Source organism: Cedecea sp. AS113, from assembly GCF_037152415.1.
GTDB lineage: Bacteria > Pseudomonadota > Gammaproteobacteria > Enterobacterales > Enterobacteriaceae > Cedecea.
Genome location: NZ_JBBCMI010000027.1, coordinates 1 through 20,832, shown reverse-complemented (window position 1 = coordinate 20,832; position 20,832 = coordinate 1). Strand labels below are relative to the sequence as shown.

Here is a 20,832-nt window from a genome sequence, read left to right as displayed (position 1 = left end):
CTAGTCACAGAGCGCTAACTATTACGCTATGACTGCAAATAAACACTGTTATTTCAGCTTTTCAGTTTTATGAAGCGCTTGTATCCGGCAAACCTGTGACGCACTGTAGCCCGTAGCATCAGCCGTTTCCTGGATACTCAGTTTCTTTACCTGTCGATAGTACAGGACTTTCTGATGTCGCTCCCGATCGGCCTGTTTACCCCGGTATTTCCCCAGTGTATGTGCCCGTTCAATTCCCTGCTTCTGGCGCTGGCGGCGGCTCAGCCAGTCCTTATGCGACATAGCGGCCATCAGGTCGATGAGCATATTATTGATGGCGGTTATCACGGCGCGGGTGATTGGGTCAGCCTGTGAAGTGTCCTTATCTGACAGTGCCAGCCATGAGGTGGGCACATCCAGGCTGACAATCCGAAGCTCGTGTTGTTCGATCTGCTTTTTCAGCGTCATCCAGTCGTTGTTACTCAAACGGGTCAGGCGGTCTATCTGCTCGACCAGCAAAATATCATTGCGGTGACTGTCCATCAGTAAGCGCCCCAGTTCCGGGCGGTCGAGTTTTGTCCCGCTGATGTTCTCCCGGTAGTAACTGGCTATTATATGTCCCCGTTCCTGAACAAACTGCTCCAGCATCTCTTTTGCCCGATCGGCGAACTGATCTTCCGTCGATGCCCTTAAATAAGCTCTGATGAACATTTTTTTCACCACATTGTCGCATTTAGGTTATTGCATTTAATCTATCGCATATAGGTTATGTCATTCATTGTGTGCCGTCACGTTTTGGTTATGGCGTCAGGGTGTACCCTTATGCGATAACCTCTTTTGTTAAAAATACCGCACGGAATAATTTACAAGGAAAACTATATGGCACGGAGGCAGATTCTTTCTCTGTCGGAAAGAGAATCATTACTGGCATTACCGGACGATGAGTTAACGCTGACACGAATGGCGTATTTTAGTGAGCATGATCTGGCGCTTATCAGTGCTCACCGTAAATCCGCCAGCCGTTTTGGTTTTGCCGTCCTTCTTTGCTATCTGAAAAATGTCGGCTTTGCACCGGATAAAAAAATCCCACCCTCTGATGCGTTGCTGAAGCATATCGCCAGCAGGTTAAAACTTACCGGGGATCTCTGGCCTGCTTACCTTTCCGGCAGGGAAACCACGCGACGCGAACATTTAACCGAACTGTACCGCTATCTTGGCGTAAAAGCGTTCACCGGCAAAATACAGCAGAACTGTATTACACACCTGCTGCCGATGGCGACACGCACCGATAAAGGTATTCTCCTGGCTGAAGAGTTACTAATCTATCTCCGGCAGAACAACGTGATAATCCCCGCGATTGATGTCGTGGAGCGTACCTGTGCTGAGGCCATGGCAGGCGGCGATAAAATCGTGTTTCAGACCCTGAATGCCCCGTTAACTTAGGCTCACAGGGATGCCCTGGATCGTTTACTTGAGTCATCGGATAATCAGTCTTCCAGGTTGACTTGGCTTCTGCAACCTCCGGGTAAAATCAATGGTAAGAACGTGCTGCAACATCTTGATCGGCTCAGTAGCATTGAATCGCTGGCATTACCGGAAGGTATAGATCGTACTATTCACCAGAATAGGTTGCTGAAACTGGCGCGGGAAGGCCGGAAGATGAGTAGCCGGGATTTGACCCGATTTTCAGCAGCCCGGCGTCATGCGATCCTGGTGTGCGTGCTGGAAGAAGCCAGAGCCACACTGACAGACGAAGTGATTGAGCTGCATGAGCGAATGCTGAACAGCCTTTTCAGCAAAGCCAAAAGAACACAGGCTGAGCGCCTTCAGCAGACCGGAAAGCTGATCCAGTCAAAACTGAGGCAGTACATCGATGTCGGTCAGGCGCTGTCTGATGCCCGCGATTCCGGTGGCGATCCATGGCTCGCAATAGAAAACATACTCCCATGGCCTGAATTTGTCGCCAGTCTGGAGGAAACTCGTCATCTCGCCAGAAAAAATAATTTTGACCCGCTGCATATTATTACTGAGAAATACAGCACATTACGGAAATATGCCCCACGCATGTTGTCCGCTTTACAGTTAGTCGCAACCCCGGCAGCTCAACCTCTGGCTGATGCGCTGGTTGTGATTAAGGATATGTACCGGAAACAGTCACGTAAAGTTCCTGCGACAGCGCCGCTGGAGTTTGTCCCCGAAAGCTGGCGCAAGGTGGTAATTACACCTGCAGGTATTGACCGGCAGTACTATGAATTTTGTGCGCTCAGCGAGCTTAAGGGGGCGTTGCGTTCCGGGGACATCTGGGTTAAAGGTTCACGCCGCTACAAAAATTTTGATGATTACCTCATTCCCGAAAAGGACTTTGACAAACTCACACCGGCGCTGCCATTGCCCGTATCTGCTGATTTTCATGAGTACATTACCAGCCGCATGACCCTGCTTCAGTCCAGACTTGAAGAGGTCAATGCCATGGCTGCCCTTGGTGAACTGCCCGATGTGGAGATTTCCGACAGGGGCGTAAAAGTCTCTCCGCTGGACAACAGCGTTCCGGCGCAGGTTTCACCGCTGGCAGAGCTGGTTTACAGCATGCTACCGCGCCCTAAAATCACGGAAATTCTCGATGAGGTAAACAGCTGGACGACGTTTACCCGACATTTTTCGCATATAAAAAATGACATTACCCGTCCCGATACCCGCCTGCTCCTCACCACCATCCTTGCGGATGGCATCAATCTTGGTCTGACCAAAATTGCGGAAGCCTGCCCCGGAAGCACCAAATCATCACTCGAAGATATTCAGGCATGGTACATCCGCGATGAAACCTATTCAGCTGCCCTCGCAGAGCTGGTAAATGCGCAGGGAAAAAGACCACTGGCGGCATTCTGGGGCGACGGGACAACGTCATCATCAGATGGACAGAATTTCAGAACAGGCAGCTCAGGCCGCTACGCAGGGCAGGTTAACCCGAAATATGGGCAGGAGCCCGGACGTCAGTTTTATACCCATATTTCGGATCAATACAGCCCGTTTTACACCTGCATAATCAGTCGGGTCAGGGATTCAACCCATGTTCTCGATGGCCTGCTGTACCACGAAAGCGATCTGGAAATCAGGGAGCATTACACCGATACAGCTGGTTTCACCGATCATGTCTTTGCCCTGATGCATCTGCTGGGATTTGCATTCTGTCTGCGAATCAGGGATCTCCACGACAAGAAGCTGTTTATCAAGGGGAAAGCTGACCAATACCCGGCGCTTCAGTCACTGATGTTAACGACCAGCCTGAATCTGAAAGAGATCGAAATTCACTGGCGTGAAGTGTTGCGTCTGGCGACCTCGATAAAGCAGGGAACCGTGACAGCATCTCTGATGCTGAAAAAACTAGCCAGCTACCCCAAGCAAAACCGACTTGCCAAAGCACTGAGAGAAATTGGCCGCATTGAGCGAACACTGTTTATGCTCGACTGGTTCCGCGATCCTGCACTGCGTCGGCGAGTACAGGCGGGGCTGAATAAAGGTGAGGCACGTAACGCACTGGCGCGGGCGGTATTTATGCACCGGCTGGGAGAAATCAGGGACAGAAAGCCGGAAAATCAGAGCTATCGCGCCAGTGGTCTGACGCTTCTGACGGCTGCGATCTCGCTGTGGAATACCGTGTATATGGACAGGGCGATCGATGCCCTGAAGCGTAAGGGACTAAAGATCAACGAATAACTGCTGTCGCCGTTAGGCTGGGAGCACATCAATCTGACAGGCGATTATATCTGGAAAAGCAACCGGATACCGGCTTCCGGTAAGTTTCGTCGGCTGCGGCCAGCTAAAGTCGAAAGGTCAAAAAATAGCCTTAACGTACAATAATTTTCGATATCCAAACTGACCCCAGCTTCAGCTTTACCTCGCCAGAAATCGTCAGAGCACTGATTGCAGTCCGAAATATCGGCAGTGTAAATGATTTCCATTTGCATTTGAGCGCGTTCATGGTTATACATTAGCTGTCAGTTGCACTTTTGTTGTGTTTCTGTTGGCGATGAAGGTGAGGGGATATTCAGAGCATAAATAAAAATCTGTTATCCTGAGTCATCAAGGGGATAAGTTAGCAATGATATCCAGAGTCTAACGACCAGGAACATCATCGGGCACAGTGTCAATTGCGCATTTTACTGCTGCAATGCCTGACTGCGTACTGGAGTATTTAAAAAATGAGCGGCTTTATGTCTTTTGGTATCTTTCCCCGAAAGGTTTAAGGAATAAATTGCTGTTAAAGGTAAAATGGAAAACCATATGAAAACAAATAACAATAACGCGATAGCAAATAAAATCCTTTACGGGTTCCTTTTTTTAGGGATTCTGCCATTAGGTTTAATCTTTATTATATATTCAAATAATCCTGTCTCACCTCTGCTTTATCATTTCGCAGAGATGGCTGGTAGTTTTCCGGCATTCACGTCTTCAAGTATTCCATTAATGTCGAAAGTGATGGATTTATACTGCAAAACATCTCCCTTGCTGGCAGTCTTGCTTTTTACTACATTAATAAAATATAAAAGAGATATAAATGTGACGAAAAGAAGTAGCACTATAAAATCGGCGATCGGTTCAATGCTGCTTAGCGTAGTTGTTTTGTATGTTATTCTGTTTCATAACTTTGAATTAACAACGATGGGCCGGCCTATAAGAAGTATGGCAAATGGTGACTTTTCGTTGTTAATCATTTATGTTTGCCTGTATTTCTTGATTTTTATGTTGACCTATGCACTGCTGCTGGCTCCATTGATTATCAAGAAAGCAATGACAAAATAAGACGACAGACATTCATCTTTGTGCCTGGTCATACAATGCTCACCGTGTGGCTATGACTACAGATATTGAGTATCTATCAGGTCAAATATGAAATGAATGTTAATCGGTGGGATTGAATACCCGCCATATATGCTGGCGGGCGTCTATTAAAAAAATCAGCTGAATAGTTTTTTGATTAGATCATTCAACTTTCCGGCAGTTTCATCGTCAATCATTGCACCAACTGTAGCGGCTAAAACGATACCCATCAGTCCAACAACAGTAGCTGACAGACCAGCCGACAGCAGGGGGCCTGCCATGAATAAAGAGAACAGGGCCAGGGCAATACCTGACGCCATTCCTCCTAACACCCAGGACTCGACTTCAAGCATCAGGGGTTCCCAGTTTCCCGTTTCATACCCCTCGATGCTTTTCTCTCTCACCTTCTCAGCTTTCATTGCAATATCAGCACCCTTAAATGCTTTGCTGATATTGCCGAGTTTATTTGCCATGTCATTGGCATTCATGGCCTTCCATGCATTGATTAATGCGTCCCTGTCTCCCCTATTAATTTTTAAATTCGGATTGTTCATCACGGCATTAAGTGATGCCATTGCCTGTTCAAAACTCCGGATTCTTTTTCCCTGGAAGTTCCTGATGTCCTCTGAGATTTTTGTTGATATATTTTTATATTCTGCACCAAAGTGTTCACTGACTTTGTTACCCATATCGGTAATAATTTCACTGGCTTTGGACAGAACCTCAAGTTCATTTTTCTTGCGTTCCTCGTTCCTCTTCTGAATTGCCGCCATGATTATACCGTTGTTCATTTTTGAGAACTGTGCGAATCGTTGTGCGTATATTCCTCTCGCTGCTCTCATATCATTGTTACGTAGTGCTTTTCTCAGATCCTTGTAATCCTTGCCGTCCTTAATATAAGGGCAATTTTTTTGACCACATCTGAGACAGATATCTGAATTAATCGCTTCTTTCACCGTATCGGATACAAAGTTATCAGTGCTGGGCCAGAGAACCATTGTATCGTCACTGCCGGTATCATAGGTCGGCCAGCCCCAGGATTCTCCCGACCATGCCATACCTGCTTGCGGTGGGACTCCGTTATTAAAATTATAAGAATCAAAGCCAACAACTGGATCAATCATAAATACTCCTTTTTATCTTCCATTTTGTTTTTCTTAACCACTATCCAGCTAAGACTAATTTATACTGTATGTATATACAGTTATTGCACCTTACAGGGTGATTTTTATCGTGTCAATAGATGCAATTGATTATCATTAACAAAGTGATTGTCATCCAAAAATGCAACGATGCCGTTGAAATCTGTCGCTGAGTTTCTGACATGAAGTCTCGTAAATCGAATCTTTAAAAGTTGAGATACAGTGAGCGTGCCGTGCCTTCCTGAGCACTTAAATCTCTATGAAAATACGGGGGGATGAACAGGGGCGGTGCATGTTGAGAGAAGGGCTGTAGATAACAGATTTCGACTGGTTGAAAGTAAACGTGAAGACCGACGCTACCTTGAGTAATCATCGGGTACTGGATTGGCTGGCGATGGTAAAAATTGTGCAGCCTGTTTCCCGCCCTCATTTACCTCCCTCATTTACCTCCCTCATTTACCTCCATGCATATAATTCTAGTTAAGTCTGGTCTCGTCCGTGCTTTTCGTCACGAAGCGTTATACCGATGATGGTTTTTTAATCGTGCGTCCTGCATGCTGATCATTCAGTGCTGGATTTAAGTGCCTCATGTGGGTATTCTTTTCGGGATTCGCCGGGCGGCGATCCTATTTTGATCCTTTCCCAATACTGTGGTGGTTGAGGGGGAGGAGAATTAAACCTGTGACCGGACATGCGCGGTACGGGGAAGTCATACGCGGATGGGACGTATCCGGAAAAACGTCCAGGGTATGAGTCGGGTGTTTTACCGGACTCAGAATGCAAAAACCCCCTGAAATCCTATCTAACTTGGCGGAAAGGAGGATATCAGGGGGTCCAAAAGCAGGCGCTGGCCTGAGATGGATTATAACGCATGCATTTCATAAGACAACCCCTGTCCGCCATAAGTCCGGGACAGGGTGACTGACCAGGTTATTAACCTGCGGGCAATGCCCGTACCTCACTATCAGCCCTCGCGGCGCGGCGAAGCGAATCGCCTGCGTAAAGGGCTGTCAAAGACGCACCGCAATCGTCAGCCGGCATTCGAGGGTAATGGCCCCCGCGGTATGGCGTCGAAGGTGGTTGCCCGTCTGCGTAACCATGACTGGAACCGCAATGCGGCGCTTATCGCGCTGCGTCAGCGCGGCTACACGCCGTGGTCCCGGTTGTTTGATAAAACGTATCAGCCCAAACCGATGCGCATTTCCACGCGTCTCGAGAGCCGGGAAGCGCTGACGGCGCTGTCCCTGACGCTGGCGGCCAGCTGCGACTACAACCCGGACAATGACTATATGTTTGAGGTCATGATGCCGGTGGAAGAGCTGGCCAGACGCATGGGCGTGCTGCATCAGTACGATAATGGCCGTCTGGCCTATGACGTGCTGCTGCATGCCCTGCGCGTCATGGAAGAGCTGGATTACCTCGTCGTTCACCGCGCCCGGGACACCGACTCCGGGCAGTTCAAACCCATGCGTATCTTTCTGACCGAAACGTTCTTTACGTCGCGGGGCATCGCCGTGGACGAAATTCGCCAGTGGCTGCACCAGTTCCGGCAGTGGGCTATTGCCCGCGGACTGACCGCGTCGCTGCAGGAGCGCTATGAGCGCCACCTGCTGAAGATGGCCAGAATGGGGATCGACATCGAGCGGAGCCATTCCCTGCGCAACCGGCTGCGGCAGATCAAACGCTGGGTCGTCAGCCCGGAGCTGCGGGAAGAGAAGCGTCAGGTCATTACCAGCCTGGGTTCACAGATAGAGAGCCTCGACCGCCGGCTTAAAGAGGCCGCTACGCCATCGACCGCAGATCGTTACTGGAAAGCCTGGACGCGCTGGTCAACGAGCGTGGAAGCGCCGCTGTACCGCGTGCGTGAGCTGGAGCTGGCCATGCAGCGCGAGTACCCGGGCCTGAAGGGGAGCGACGAGGAACAGTATTACCGGCTTCTTCTGGAGAAAGCCGGGGCACTCTGACGCCCTGAATTCACCGGTTTCAACCCGACCCGCGTCCCTCGCGGGTTTTGTGCTGCCTGTCATTCAGGAATGGCTCATTTTTCACTCACCTCTGCCGGCGGCCGCTGGCCACTTTCCTCTCTCTTTTCTGATTTTTCGCCGGCGCCGGCAACGGCCGTTCACATCCGGCGTTTTAATATGCAGTTAAATTCGAAGCCTGTCTTTTAAGACAGGTAATTTCGAACGTTATTTCTGAACTAAACATGCCCTTTAAAAAGGGAGTAACCTTCGTGTCAGCTAAAGACTGACACTCGAAGGTAGCACCCCTCGCTTTGCTCAGGGCAAAAACACATCCCCGGGCAACAGCGCTGGCAAAAAGTTTAGTTACATCATTCATAAAATTGAAAAAGGGAACACCACACCTCAGCAACTGTGCTTATCTGAAGCAGAAAGTACCTCCCGTCGCACGCGACGGGCCCCGGATCGGCGCCAGCTGATGCCCCGTCTTCTCCCTGACCCCTGCTAAACCGCCGCCGCACCGGCCCTCTGGGCCGGAACAGCATCGCTTTTAGAAGGGTGTTGTAACTAAATATTCCGTCGCTGCAGGGATGCCGCGGTAAGAAAGGAGAACACGCCCGTAAGCGCCTGACGGCGCTAACGCGGAGATACGCCCCGCCGGCGGCATAGCCTTGTCGGGACCACTCCGACGGCGTACAGGAGCTTATTCATGGCCATAAGCGGGTATGGCTTAGCAGGGAGGGGGTCAGACAGGTGAAACCTATGAAGAATGCAACCGGCGTAGCCGGGTCACGGCGCCCGTTACCTACGGCGTTCTCTTCAGCACCGGCTGGCGCCTCTATGCCCTAGCGGGCATGAACTGAACTTTACCCGCAACGTGCCGATACTTCGGGATCACTTTGAGGAATTCCCCACTATAAAGGATAGCGAAAATGAAACACAGTATGCGCGCTGTGGTACTTCTTAGCCTGGCCCTGACGGGCTGCACCGCTGGCCAGAAATCTTCCCGGCCGCTGTATCTGGCGACAGCTATGCAGTCCCCGGTCTCGGGTGAAACACAAATAACGGTGCCGGCAGACAGTCTCGCCCCGCAACCGAACGCCCGAAATGTCATGCTGTATTCTCTCGAAAATTCCTAAAATAATTGTGACAATGACACCTGCGATCATGCCTAAAATAATCCAATATAAAATGCCCATATTTTCTGCTTTACTTCAGTCGATGTAGAATCAGCCTGTGTCGGAGTATTATCCTTTTTCATGCTGTTATTGATTTATTGAGTTTTAGCGTCTGCGTCAGTTGCCAGCCCGTTTGCAGCGGCGATTGTTTGTACGTTAACCTGTTCAGCCTTCTCAGTAAGTCTGTCTGCTTGTTTATATTTTTCCTGCTTAACAGCATCATTATGCCTGTCCGCTTCGTACTTTATGGCTAAAGCTTAAGAGGCTATCTTTTTCTTCAGAAAAACTCAAAATTGCATACATGATCATCACCCTGCATTATAGTAATATTCTGAGTTCAATGTATTATCAATTCGAGAGTTAAGGTTTTTTATCTCACAATCAATATCTGAGTGATTGTACATTTTCTGCTTTTTGAGCCCTAGTTTTTCTATAAGCTCCAAATCAGCGTCATACTCTGGATTTGAAGCGGTTAGTAATTTACACCCATAAAATATTGAGTTAGCGCCAGCCATAAAGCACATCGCTTGCGTTTGCTCACTCATTTTTTCTCTACCAGCAGCAATTCTGATATATGATTTAGGCATTAATATTCTTGAGATGGCAATCATTCTTACATAATCGAACTGATCAACCGCTTCATTGTTCTCCAGGGGGGTTCCTTTGACTTTAACAAGCATGTTAATCGGTACACTTTCAGGTGATGGGGACAGGTTAGCAAGTTGTAAGAGTAAACTCATTCTGTCATTGTTTTTTTCACCTAAACCCAATATGCCGCCAGAGCAGACTTTTATTCCTGTCTCCCTTACTCTGGCAATGGTGTCCAGCCTGTCCTGGTAGCTTCTTGTAGTAATAATACTCCCATAGAATTCAGGAGATGTATCCAAATTGTGGCTGTAATAATCGAGTCCGGCATTTGCTAAGCTTGATACTTGCTCTCTTGTTAACTTACCTAATGTCATGCAGGTCTCCATACCAAGAGCTTTGACTCCTTCTACCATCTTGATCAAAAATGGCATATCGCGATCATGTGGGTTACTCCACGCAGCCCCCATGCAAAACCGTGTTGAACCTGACGCCCTGGCTTTCTTCGCAGTCTCCAGCACCTTTTCTACTTCCATAAGCTTTTCATTCTGTAGGCCAGTCTTATACCTTGCACTTTGAGAGCAATATTTACAATCCTCAGGACAGCCGCCGGTCTTAATTGAAAGTAAGGTGCTCATCTGGATTTCGCGGGGATCGAAATGTTTTCGGTGAGTAACTTGTGCATCAAATATTAGTTCTAGGAGCGGCTTATCGAATAGCTCTTTTATCTCTTCTGGATACCATTTCTTTTCCATTATAAATACCCCATTATGAAAATAGTTAAAGGATGTTAGATTTTTAACTCAAAGAGCTGAAACCACGAGGTTTATTGCGTGTGTAACTTTTAAAAGTTCCTCTTCTTTTATTATGTAAGGCGGCATAACATAAATTAACTTGCCAAATGGTCTAACCCAGACCCCATGGTTAACAAAAATTTCCTGAACTGTTGGTAAGTCTACTGGCTCATACATTTCCACGACACCTATAGCACCAAGAACTCTGACATCCTTAACTGACGGAAGAAACTGTAAAGGTGACAGTTTTTCCAACAAAATTTTCTCGATATTTTTCACCTGTTCCTTCCAGTCACCTTGTTTAAGGATTTTCAGGCTGGCATGCGCTACACTACACGCTAATGGGTTTGCCATGAAAGTTGGTCCATGCATGAAGCATTTAGCACTTCCATTACTAATACTCTCGGCAACTTGTCTGGTAGATACTGTTGCTGCCAAGGTCATATATCCACCTGTAAGCGCCTTGCCCAAGCACATGATGTCAGGAGTTATTCCTGCATGTTCACACGCAAACATCTTCCCTGTCCGGCCGAATCCTGTTGCCACTTCATCAGCAATCATTAGAACATTGTATTCATCGCAGAGAGACCTGACCTTTCTCAGGTATTCCGGATGATATATTCTCATCCCTCCCGCGCCCTGCACAATTGGTTCAAGAATCACTGCTGCAATTTCATGGCTATGTTCTTTGAACGCTTTCTCCAACGAATCAACATCATTCTCCTTCCATGCTTCCCCAAACCGACTTTCTGGCGCTCTGGCAAAGTGATTAAGTGGCAAATATCCCTGATACAGAGAATGCATGGAATTAACGGGATCACAGACGGACATTGCACCGAATGTATCGCCGTGGTAGCCCCGTGCGAGAGTGAGAAATCTCTTACGTTCTGTTCCCTTACCCCTCCAGTACTGTAACGCCATTTTCAAAGCCACTTCGACAGATACAGAACCGGAGTCTGCGAGGAAAACACATTCCAGCGGCGAAGGAACCAAATCTACCAGCTCACGGCACAATGAAATTGCCGGTGTATGTGTTATTCCTCCGAACATCACATGAGCCATTTTCTTTAACTGATTTTGAATCGCCTCATTAAGGACAGGATGATTGTATCCATGTACTGCAGCCCACCAGGAAGACATACCATCCACTAAAGTTCGGCCATCTTTTAAACGCAACTCAACACCATGCGCCGAAACAACTTCATAACATGGCTGTGGGTTTGTCATTGATGTGTATGGATGCCATATATGAGCGCGATCAAAATTCAAATCATTGATTGATAAGTGCACAGATGTAAACCTCTATGATTTATTTTGGTTTACGTTATATGATCAACTAAACTTTATGCAAGAAAGAATTGCATTAAAAAAATTAAGCTATTGATTATGCTATTTTTTTAATGTTTTTCCTCACGTGTGATATGCCGATATTAAATTACTAACACATTGACATATCACCACAGAAAACTATTTATTATTTAACTTCAAACGTTCGTTTTATCAGAAGGATATCTTAGGTTTTCACTTAAGACAAAAAATAAGTGGGATTAACAGAAGTTAGAGCAATGAAAAGACGCAACATAAAGTTGAATAAGCCAACATAGCCAAATATATAAAGAAGCTCAAAGTCCTCGTTCGTGCTAATACCTAATTTTACAGTATTAAAGTCAGTCAAGGGTAGTCTCTTTCATCATCTTTCTCCACTACTACGATGAACCTGTTTTTATATTTAAATTACTCCGGGGTTTCTGTGGTATCTTATTGGGCTTAAAATTGAAGAAGCTATTTCTATATTTTTCTCTAGATCTAAAAATATTAAACGTCTTTTTTTTGAGTTGGTTGCTTTACATTAAAGATGTGATGATTATCATTTAATATAAAAAGAAAAATATAGAGCGCTAGCAGTAAATTTTAAAATAATATTACCTATGCATTATCTTTAAATACTCCCTGATGGCTTTCTGGTTTTGTCATTATGGATATAGCATTACTACCTGAAAGCCCTGCATAAATAGATCGTTCAAACCGATCATTACAGCCATTTTTGATAGTTTATGACTATCACTTTTTGTATATTGATCGCTTTTGACGATCTCTTCGTTTTGTGTATAATGCAATCCCGTTAGAATTGATACCGTAAGGTGATTGTAATGCTGCGTGAGTCTTTCTGCTTTCACGTACATAATATTCAATTAATTCATGTCTTTAAGTGATACTGCATCAGGGGAGTTGCAATGGCTGAAGGGACCTGCTGGCCAACCACAGACTATTTGTTCGAGTTGGGAGTAAAAGAACTAACTGCCCGACTGGGTAGAGATGATTTTTACTTTATCAACCTTAATGAGCTTTTACTTTATCCATTTGTTATTGAAATGCCTGTTTCAAATGAAAGGGAAAACATAGTAATATGTAGCAATAATCTTATCCCTTTAGCCAACCACCTCTATAATAACCACAGTTGTATCTCTGCGGTATTTCAATCAAATATAAGCATTGAATGTATTGCCCGTGAGCTTAAAGTTTTTAATCCCTGTAAAAGACGCCTAAGTACATATTCATCACAGCCAGTACTGAGTAAAAATGAGTTCAAAATCCTTCAGCTCATGGCGAATGGTATGGATGTCAAAACTATTGCTTTAGAGAAGGGACTAAAAGCATCTACGGTGTATACATACAGGAAAAGACTTTACGATAAACTTAATTTTTGCCGTGCAGGCCAGCCCTCTTTTAAAAAAACGCAATTCAAATATTAATGGAGTAAATCGGCTTTCAATTGCCGTATCTTGCTATGGAGTTTTTCCGTGATGAACAGATATACCCCCTCTCGTGAACTTTCTTTGCATCTTAAAATATTGGCCTGGATAAATATCGGAGTTCAGATAGCTTTCCCACTGGCCGGGGCCTTTACCCCCGCTGTCGCCAGCGCGGGCAGTGATGGCCGTTTTCTGCAGTCTCAGGCGCAGACAGACTGGCAGACCCGGGTGTACATCCTGGGGGAAGGGGAGAGCGTTTCGTCAGTGGCCAAAAAGTACAATATGCCACTGGACTCACTGCGCACCCTGAACCAGTTCCGTACTTTCGCGCGTGGCTTTGACCACCTGCAGGCAGGTGACGAGCTGGATGTTCCTGTGGCCCCACTCCCGGAAGTGCGCTGGGACGATGTCCCGGCCGCATCCGTATCAGGTCATAATAGTGAAGACATGCAGGCGAACAAAGTTGCAGGCTACGCCTCACAAGCTGGTAGTTTTCTCTCCGGTAGCGCAAAAAGTGACGCGGCTGCGTCCATGGCCCGGGGTATGGCGGGCGGTGCGGCTGGCGCCGAAATCCAGCAATGGCTGAGCCGCTTCGGAACTGCCCGCGTACAGCTGGATGCGGATAAAAACTTCTCCCTCAAAAACTCGCAGCTTGACCTGCTTGTCCCTTTGTACGAACAAAAGGACAGTCTTGTCTTCACCCAGGGCAGTATTCACCGGACCGATGACCGCACCCAGTCTAATCTGGGGTTAGGGTACCGCTGGTTCGCCGGTGACTGGATGCTGGGTGCTAACAGCTTTCTTGATTACGACCTGTCCCGGGGGCATGCCCGGCTGGGACTGGGCGGAGAGTACTGGCGTGACTTCCTGAAGCTGGGTGTCAACAGCTACCACCGCCTGACGGGCTGGAAAAACGCGCCTGACCTTGAGGACTACGAGGCTCGTCCGGCTAACGGCTGGGATGTCCGGGCGCAGTACTGGCTGCCGTCCCTGCCGCAGCTGGGTGGTAAGCTGACTTATGAGCAGTACTACGGTGATGAGGTGGCTCTGTTTGGCAGGGACAACCGTCAGCGAAATCCGCACGCCGTCACGGCAGGCGTGAATTACACGCCGGTGCCGCTGCTGACGTTCAGTGCAGAGCAGAGGCAGGGGCAGTCAGGCAAAAGCGATACCCGTTTCAGCGTCGATATGAACTACCAGCTGGGAATGCCATGGCAGCACCAGATTAATCCTGACGTGGTGGCCGCCATGCGCAGTCTTGCCGGCAGCCGGTATGACCTGGTGGAGCGCAACAACAACATCGTGCTGGAGTACCGCAAGAAAGAAGTTATCCGCCTTAAGACGGCAGACCTGGTGACGGGCTATGCCGGTGAGCAGAAATCTCTGGGGGTATCCGTCAACAGCAAGTACGGGCTGGAGCGCATTGACTGGTCGGCTTCGCCGCTCATTGCCGCCGGAGGTATAATAGCTCAGAACGGGAGTGACTGGATGGTGGTGATGCCGGTTTACCGTTCAGGCGTCGAGGCATCTAACACCTACACCGTCAGCGGTGTTGCCGTAGATAAAAAAGGGAACGTATCCGGACGTGCGGATACCCAGATTACCGTTACACAGGCGGCGATTGATACTACTACAAGTTCACTAACCCCGACTGCAGCGACACTGCCAGCAGATGGTACCTCAACGCAGGAATTTGTCCTGAAGGTAAATGATAAAGAAGGGCACCCGGTCGATATTGCTGAAAATGAAATCAGTCTGGATAAAACATCCAGGCTTCGCGGGAGCAGCAGCGCCACCGTTTCATCGTTTACCCGACGCGCGGCCGGAGAATATGTGATGACAGTCACCTCCGGGACGATGCCTGAAGCATTCACGGTTACACCCTCGGCCCGTAATACGAAATTTGCGTCTGCAGATGTCCAGTTGACAGCAGACAATGCCACGGCAATGGTAAGCGATCTGGATGTGGTTGAAGACAATGCCCTTGCTGATGGTAAGTCACAAAACAGATTTCGCGTGACCGTTGTCGATGCGCAGAGTAATCCTGTCCCCGGTCAGTCAGTCAGCCTTCAGGCAGATAACAGCGCCACTGTTGCAGAGTCAGCCATCACAGAAGCAGATGGTACGGTCATTGTTCCCGTTACTTCATCGCTTGCAGGCGAAAAAACCGTTACAGCCAGTATCAACAATAAGGCAAGTAAGACGCTGAAGCTCTCTTTCCGTCCTGACCAGAACACGGCGCGGATTGAGCAAAAAGATTTTAGCATTCTTCCTGAGGTCTCCCTGGCTGACGGAAAGACAGAAAAAACCGTCTCAGCCCGGGTGACTGATGCGAAGGGCAATACCGTACCGGACGTCCTGGTGACACTCAGTGCAGATAATGGCGCAGTGCTCGCTGAGGAGAAAGCCAAATCGGATAACCGGGGTATGGTCACCACCACGATGACCAGTACTGTTGCAGGTATTGCGCACGTGGCTGCCAGCGTGAACAGCCAGTCAGTCTCAAAGGAGACTACCTTTACCGGCAATAATGCAACGGCCATTGTGACCTCTGTTGATACAGCTGCTGCGTCCGGTGTTGCTGACGGTGTAACGGCTGTGACATTCAGAGCACTCATTAAGGACCAGAATGGAAACCCACTTTCCGGTATTCCTGTTGACTGGAAATCCAGTAAGGACAGCAGCATTGTCGTCTTTAATAATGCGCAAACCGTCACGTCAGAAAAGGGGATTGCTGAAGTACGGGTTACCAGTACGCGGGCGTACAGTGACGTGGTAGTGACTGCGTCCACGAATGCATCGTCAAAGGATGCTTCTCCGTTTACCTTCGTGGCTGACAGGCAGAACCCGGTCATCAAGGCATTCAACACTAACAAGCAGACGCTGACGGCCAATGGTAAAGATTCAGCAGAACTGACAGTCAGCATTACTGACACCAATGGTAACCCGCTCTCTGGTGTGGAAGTGGCGCTCACTAACAACAATAATGCCGGAGTTACACCCTCCCACCCTGTGACGGGTGCGGATGGCACGATCTCCGCTGCCCTGACAACGATTCATGCAGGTGAGATGACCGTATCCGCATCCCTTGGTAAAGGGGATGCGAAGTCGCTTGTCCTCACGGCCATATCTGATGAACAGACTGCGAATGTCAGCGTGACGGCAGGTACCACTTCCGCGACCGCAGGACAGGCGCAACCCGTTATTCTGACGGCCACTGTGGTAGACGGGAATAACAACCCGGTCTCTGGCACCAGTGTGGCGTGGCAGACCAGCCATAACCTGCTGAGTGACACCGTCAGTCAGACGAATGCAGAAGGCAAGGCCACGGTACAGCTTACCGGAACAGAGGCGGTCCTCACCACGGTCACTGCCGTACTGTATAACAGTAAAAAAGGTTCGGCTCAGGTGACTTTTGGTCCGGGAGAGCCAGAAAATGACCACAGCCAGCTTTCGGTGTCCCCTCAGTCCATTACGGCTGACGGTCAATCTAAAGCGCTGGCGTCTCTTATGCTTCGCGATAAATGGAATAACCCTGTACCCGGGAAAACAATCGACTGGAGCGCAGATACAACCTCGGGTATCCACTTTACGCCAGTGGAAAAGGGAGAGGGAGTTTATCAGGCTGCGGTCACCGGAACCGCTGAGGGTGTGTGGACTCTGAAGGCGGAAAGTGGAACGGTTAATCTGCAGACGCCTCTGGCGCTGCTGGCAAGCCAGGACTCTGCGCAGATTGACAGTGTGACTGTACCCGGCCCGGATACGGCCAGAGCTGACGGGCAGGAAACCGTGACGATTCGGGCGCAGGTTAAGGATGAGAATGGCAATACAAAACTTAAAGGGGTTGCGGTGGGCTGGAGTACCACTCTCGGAACGCTTTCCTCAAGCCTGAGTAAGACAGATGAAAACGGCGTGGCTGAAATGACGCTGAGTAGTCGTGCAGCAGGCAGCGCCCGGGTTTCAGCTATGCTGGGTGGTGGCGCGCCGGTTCAGGCAAATAAAGCCGTCACCTTCACCGCTGGCGATATCAGTGCGGATAAATCCTCGTTCAGTATCTCTCCGTCCAGCATCATTGCAGCAAAAGAAAGTGCCACGCTCAGCGTCACTGCCCGTGATGCCGAAGGGAATCTGCTCCCGGGTCTGAAAGACAGGATAAATGCCGGTTTCACGCCTGACCTGAATATGACCGTATCCGCTTTCAGCGAGGTATCACCGGGCATCTACGCGGCAAGTGTATCGGGTAAAAAAGCAGGTACATCCCAGGTAAGTGCTGACGTCAGCGGTATCCGCATCAATCATACCGCCTCAATAACGCTCCAGGCTGATAATGATACTGCCAGAGTCAAAGGTCGTATCAGCGTCACACCGGCTTCTGCCACCGTAGGCGATGTTGTCACGTATGCAGCCGTGCTGACCGATATTAACGAAAATGCTCTGGGAGCAGGGCTCCCTGTCACCTGGAGCGCAAATGAGGGCAGCACACTCAGCGCACAGATGACCCGCACGGATAATTCCGGCACTGCACATGTCACGCTGAGCCGGAAGCTCGCAGGCACTGCCAAAGTGGAGGTTATTCTCCCTTCAGGTACCACGTCTGCGCCTGACGTGATATTCAGTGCCGGTGATGTGGATGAAAGTCGCTCAGAACTGACACTGGTACCTTCAGTGGTTGTGGCCGGAAAAGAGACAGCCACACTGGCACTGACATTGCGTGACAGTAATGGCAACCTGCTTACAGGGAAGAGCGTCAGTGGTCACAGCGATAATAATGATGTGACCGTTGGTGAAAGCCAGGAAAACAGCAATGCGCCTGGCCACTATAAAATGACGGTGAGCAGCGACAAGGCAGGCTCTGCCACGCTGACTGTTAACGTGGGTGACAAAGCGCTGAATAAGAGCCGGATACTGACGGTGAAAGGCGATACAGACAGCTGGAAACTGACTGCGGTTACGCCGGACAAAACCAGCCTGACAGCCGGTGACGCCAGCGGGGTGACCTACAGTGCTGTAGTCACAGATGCTAAGGGGAACCCGCTGAATAATGTGGTGGTTTCCTGGCAGCTTCGTGGCGAGGCGGAAAGCTATGCACCAACGTCGCGTACTAATGAAAAAGGTATTGCGACCACCACGGTGAAAAGCCATACCGCAGGGCTTCTTCAGATGACCGCGTATCTTGATGCGGATAACCATATCCAGGCGGATAACGTCACCGTTGTCGCCGGTATTATAAAAAACGCCACCTTTAGTGCAGACAAAACCAGTATTGGCTCTGACGGTAAGGATACGGTCACGTTCACAGCCGGCCTGGAAGATACCTGGGGTAACCCGGTCACGGGAAAAACGGTGATAATTGAAGGTGCAGACTCGCTGGCTGGCTTTAAGCTCAGTGAGGTGCAGGACCAGCAGAATGGACGCTATGTGGCAACAGGTACTGCAACAACCAAGGGGCAGGTCACACTTAGTGCACGTGTGGACGGTAACAAAGTGGGGAACTCCGCTACTGTCACGGTCGGAGCTATAACACCAGATTTACGGTTTGATAATGCGCAGCAGGAGGCGACATGGACAAGAAACTTTACCGCATCTCAGTCTGTGCGAGGGATGCCTGAAGGGCTCAAACAAATGTGGTCCAGCTCAGATGAAACAGTTGCTACAGTAAGTAACGCGGGTAAAGCGACGCTCAATAAATCGGGCGAAGTCAGAATAACGGTCTATACACCGGGTAATGAACAATACAATCCGGCAATGGCTACCTATACGTTGAAAGTAAACAAAGCGCAACCACAGTTAATCTTTGGTTCAGGGGAGCACCAGACTACTTATGGTAGTGATTTCGTATTGCCTGAAGTAAAAAGCATAGATAATCAGATTGATTTGAACGACCTGACAATTGGCTACACAAGTTCTGAACCGGAAGTGTCAGATATTGACGGGAGCGGAATGATCAGAATGAAAAAGGCGGGAAGCGTTAAGTTTTATGCCAGCACGACGGAAAATGACAGGTTCGAAGCATCTAAAGCAGAATATGTTCTTGTGATTGCTAAAGCCAGACTTCCGGTTTCATTTTCAGAGTCACTAAGAAAAGTCAATATGCAGCAGATGTATACCAACACAAATGCATATAGGCAAACTCCCGAACAAACCTTCCCGACAGACGCCACTGTAGAGGTGTCGAGTAGTGAAAGTTCTGTTCTGAAAATTGATACTGATGGTGCCGTTAAACTGTATTCACCGGGAAACACACGCATTAAAATTTCTGTAAAAGAAGATGACCGATATGAAGCTTCATCGGGGGATTACGATTTAAACATTTATGGCAGACCAGTTATGTCACTTACCAGTATACAGGGAACGTCTCTTGGACAACTTGTGGATGTTACAAAACAGGACTGGCAGCCTTACTTTATAAATGATGAGCTACAGATAGACTGGTCTTCTAAAGTAGATCCCTATTATCTTCCAGAGAAGGTAATCGTAAAAATATTAGAGGGTGATAATTTACTCGTTGAAAAAATGTATGGAAAAGGTGAGACCTCATCAGGAAAAACTAAGATAAAGGCTCAGGCTGCATGGGTTAGTAAATCACTCACTGTTAGTGTGATCGGCTATGGTTATTCTGATATTGAATCCGAAAAGGTAAGTAAAGGGTTTACTACGAGTGTTGTTGGCATTAATAAAATTATTGCTTCTGCAACTGCAGTCCTAAAACATGACGTGTATATCGCAGCTGAGAGGGTTAAAGACAATGAAAATACTTGCAGAACAACGTATTTTCCGAAACAAAGGGATGTTTACCTTGACTTTAATGTCCAGATAGTTCCACTTTACCCAGAGCAAGCGACATTATTTGGGCATGATATTAGCCTTAACATTGATAATTACACGCGAAAAAATAATGGTGGCGAAGTAACATGGAACAGAGGTATGGCGAGTGTAGAAAATAGTGGAAGGCTACGTTTTACTGGGTCGGGTAGTGGTATTAATTCCAATACTCAACTAGCAGAAGACTGTTGGGGTAATCATGCAGGTGGCATGGACGATAAAGGGTCAGTACAAGCGATTGTGACTGTAAAATATGCGGGGAAAACGTATGCACTTAAATCATCACCCATGACATGGAGCGGTGACTCTGGTTCTTCCAATCAGTCAAGTGTAAACCTGACAGTACAGTAATAGGTTTATTATGTAGCCCTGGCGCATGAGTAATAAGGTAAGGCTATTGAATTGACCGATAGCCTTATCGATCGCGACCCTGTACATGATTCTGTGTAAATGCCTTTTCTCAGAAGTGACCGTCTAGGTGGTTACCGAACTCGATAATAAAGCGGCTCATTGCCATACGCCAGTCCCTCAGCGGCATTGTCCATTTCCGTGATGCCGCCTGTATTGCCAGCCACATCATCTTTTTCACCGCGTCGTCTGTCGGGAACACCTTCCGTTTCTTGATGGCATGCCGGAACACGCTGTTCAGTGACTCGATGGCGTTGGTCGTGTAGATCACCTGACCTTCTCCCTGAAAACAGTGCCAGGCTAAACTGAAGTCTCCGGTCTTTCTTCCATCTCAAAGAGAGGCACACCGCCATGAAAAAGACCCGTTATACCGAAGAACAGATAGCCTTTGC

The 20,832-nt window shown here is 48.3% G+C and carries 9 protein-coding genes and 2 pseudogenes; 6 read left to right on the top strand and 5 right to left on the bottom strand.

The window, feature by feature from the left end; genetic code table 11:
• Positions 1-48: 48 nt before the first annotated feature.
• Entirely contained in the window at positions 49-690 is a 642-nt protein-coding gene (locus tag WFN87_RS22160; RefSeq protein ID WP_336983747.1) for a recombinase family protein, read from the bottom strand.
• 168 nt (positions 691-858) lie between these two features.
• Here WFN87_RS22160 and WFN87_RS22155 point away from each other — a divergent pair.
• Both WFN87_RS22155 and cui read left to right on the top strand, forming a co-directional pair.
• Positions 859-3,837, top strand: a pseudogene (locus tag WFN87_RS22155) (Tn3 family transposase).
• 423 nt (positions 3,838-4,260) lie between these two features.
• The gene (gene cui / locus WFN87_RS22150) at positions 4,261-4,779 is read left to right on the top strand and encodes a colicin immunity protein Cui (RefSeq protein WP_336983746.1); all 519 of its coding nucleotides are present in this window, start codon (positions 4,261-4,263) and stop codon (positions 4,777-4,779) included.
• A 155-nt stretch (positions 4,780-4,934) separates the two neighbouring features.
• Here the strand turns inward: cui and WFN87_RS22145 are convergent, their stop codons facing one another.
• Positions 4,935-5,921 carry a colicin-like pore-forming protein gene (locus tag WFN87_RS22145; RefSeq protein ID WP_336983745.1) on the bottom strand — a complete coding sequence of 329 codons (987 nt, stop codon included), beginning with the start codon at positions 5,919-5,921 and terminating at the stop codon, positions 4,935-4,937.
• Positions 5,922-6,856: 935 nt separating this feature from the next.
• On the opposite strand from WFN87_RS22145, the gene WFN87_RS22140 reads away from it, so the two are divergent.
• Both WFN87_RS22140 and WFN87_RS22135 read left to right on the top strand, forming a co-directional pair.
• Positions 6,857-7,903 carry a Replication protein gene (locus WFN87_RS22140; RefSeq protein ID WP_336983744.1) on the top strand — a complete coding sequence of 349 codons (1,047 nt, stop codon included), beginning with the start codon at positions 6,857-6,859 and terminating at the stop codon, positions 7,901-7,903.
• 929 nt (positions 7,904-8,832) lie between these two features.
• Positions 8,833-9,039 (top strand): hypothetical protein, encoded by a 207-nt coding sequence (locus tag WFN87_RS22135; protein ID WP_336983743.1) that lies wholly within the window; start codon positions 8,833-8,835, stop codon positions 9,037-9,039.
• A 347-nt stretch (positions 9,040-9,386) separates the two neighbouring features.
• Here WFN87_RS22135 and bioB read toward each other — a convergent pair whose 3' ends face one another.
• Positions 9,387-10,418 (bottom strand): biotin synthase BioB, encoded by a 1,032-nt coding sequence (gene bioB, locus WFN87_RS22130; RefSeq protein WP_442892788.1) that lies wholly within the window; start codon positions 10,416-10,418, stop codon positions 9,387-9,389.
• 48 nt (positions 10,419-10,466) lie between these two features.
• Entirely contained in the window at positions 10,467-11,747 is a 1,281-nt protein-coding gene (gene bioA / locus WFN87_RS22125) for an adenosylmethionine--8-amino-7-oxononanoate transaminase (protein WP_336983742.1), read from the bottom strand.
• Positions 11,748-12,691: 944 nt separating this feature from the next.
• Between bioA and WFN87_RS22120 the strand changes: the two genes are divergently transcribed.
• Complete coding sequence (locus tag WFN87_RS22120; RefSeq protein WP_336983741.1) at positions 12,692-13,210, top strand: helix-turn-helix domain-containing protein; 519 nt, start codon at positions 12,692-12,694, stop codon at positions 13,208-13,210.
• A 51-nt stretch (positions 13,211-13,261) separates the two neighbouring features.
• Entirely contained in the window at positions 13,262-20,383 is a 7,122-nt protein-coding gene (locus WFN87_RS22115; protein WP_336983740.1) for an Ig-like domain-containing protein, read from the top strand.
• Positions 20,384-20,492: 109 nt separating this feature from the next.
• Here the strand turns inward: WFN87_RS22115 and WFN87_RS22110 are convergent.
• Positions 20,493-20,714, bottom strand: a pseudogene (locus WFN87_RS22110) (transposase); the annotation flags it as partial.
• Between the last annotated feature and the right edge of the window lie 118 nt (positions 20,715-20,832).

Excerpts from the sequence above, each read along its gene's own strand:
- WFN87_RS22160 (WP_336983747.1), bottom strand. The coding sequence starts at position 690 with ATGTTCATCAGAGCTTATTTAAGGGCATCGACGGAAGATCAGTTCGCC.
- WFN87_RS22145 (WP_336983745.1), bottom strand. The coding sequence starts at position 5,921 with ATGATTGATCCAGTTGTTGGCTTTGATTCTTATAATTTTAATAACGGA.
- cui (WP_336983746.1), top strand. The coding sequence starts at position 4,261 with ATGAAAACAAATAACAATAACGCGATAGCAAATAAAATCCTTTACGGG.
- WFN87_RS22120 (WP_336983741.1), top strand. The coding sequence starts at position 12,692 with ATGGCTGAAGGGACCTGCTGGCCAACCACAGACTATTTGTTCGAGTTG.
- bioB (WP_442892788.1), bottom strand. The coding sequence starts at position 10,418 with ATGGAAAAGAAATGGTATCCAGAAGAGATAAAAGAGCTATTCGATAAG.
- WFN87_RS22115 (WP_336983740.1), top strand. The coding sequence starts at position 13,262 with ATGAACAGATATACCCCCTCTCGTGAACTTTCTTTGCATCTTAAAATA.
- WFN87_RS22135 (WP_336983743.1), top strand. The coding sequence starts at position 8,833 with ATGAAACACAGTATGCGCGCTGTGGTACTTCTTAGCCTGGCCCTGACG.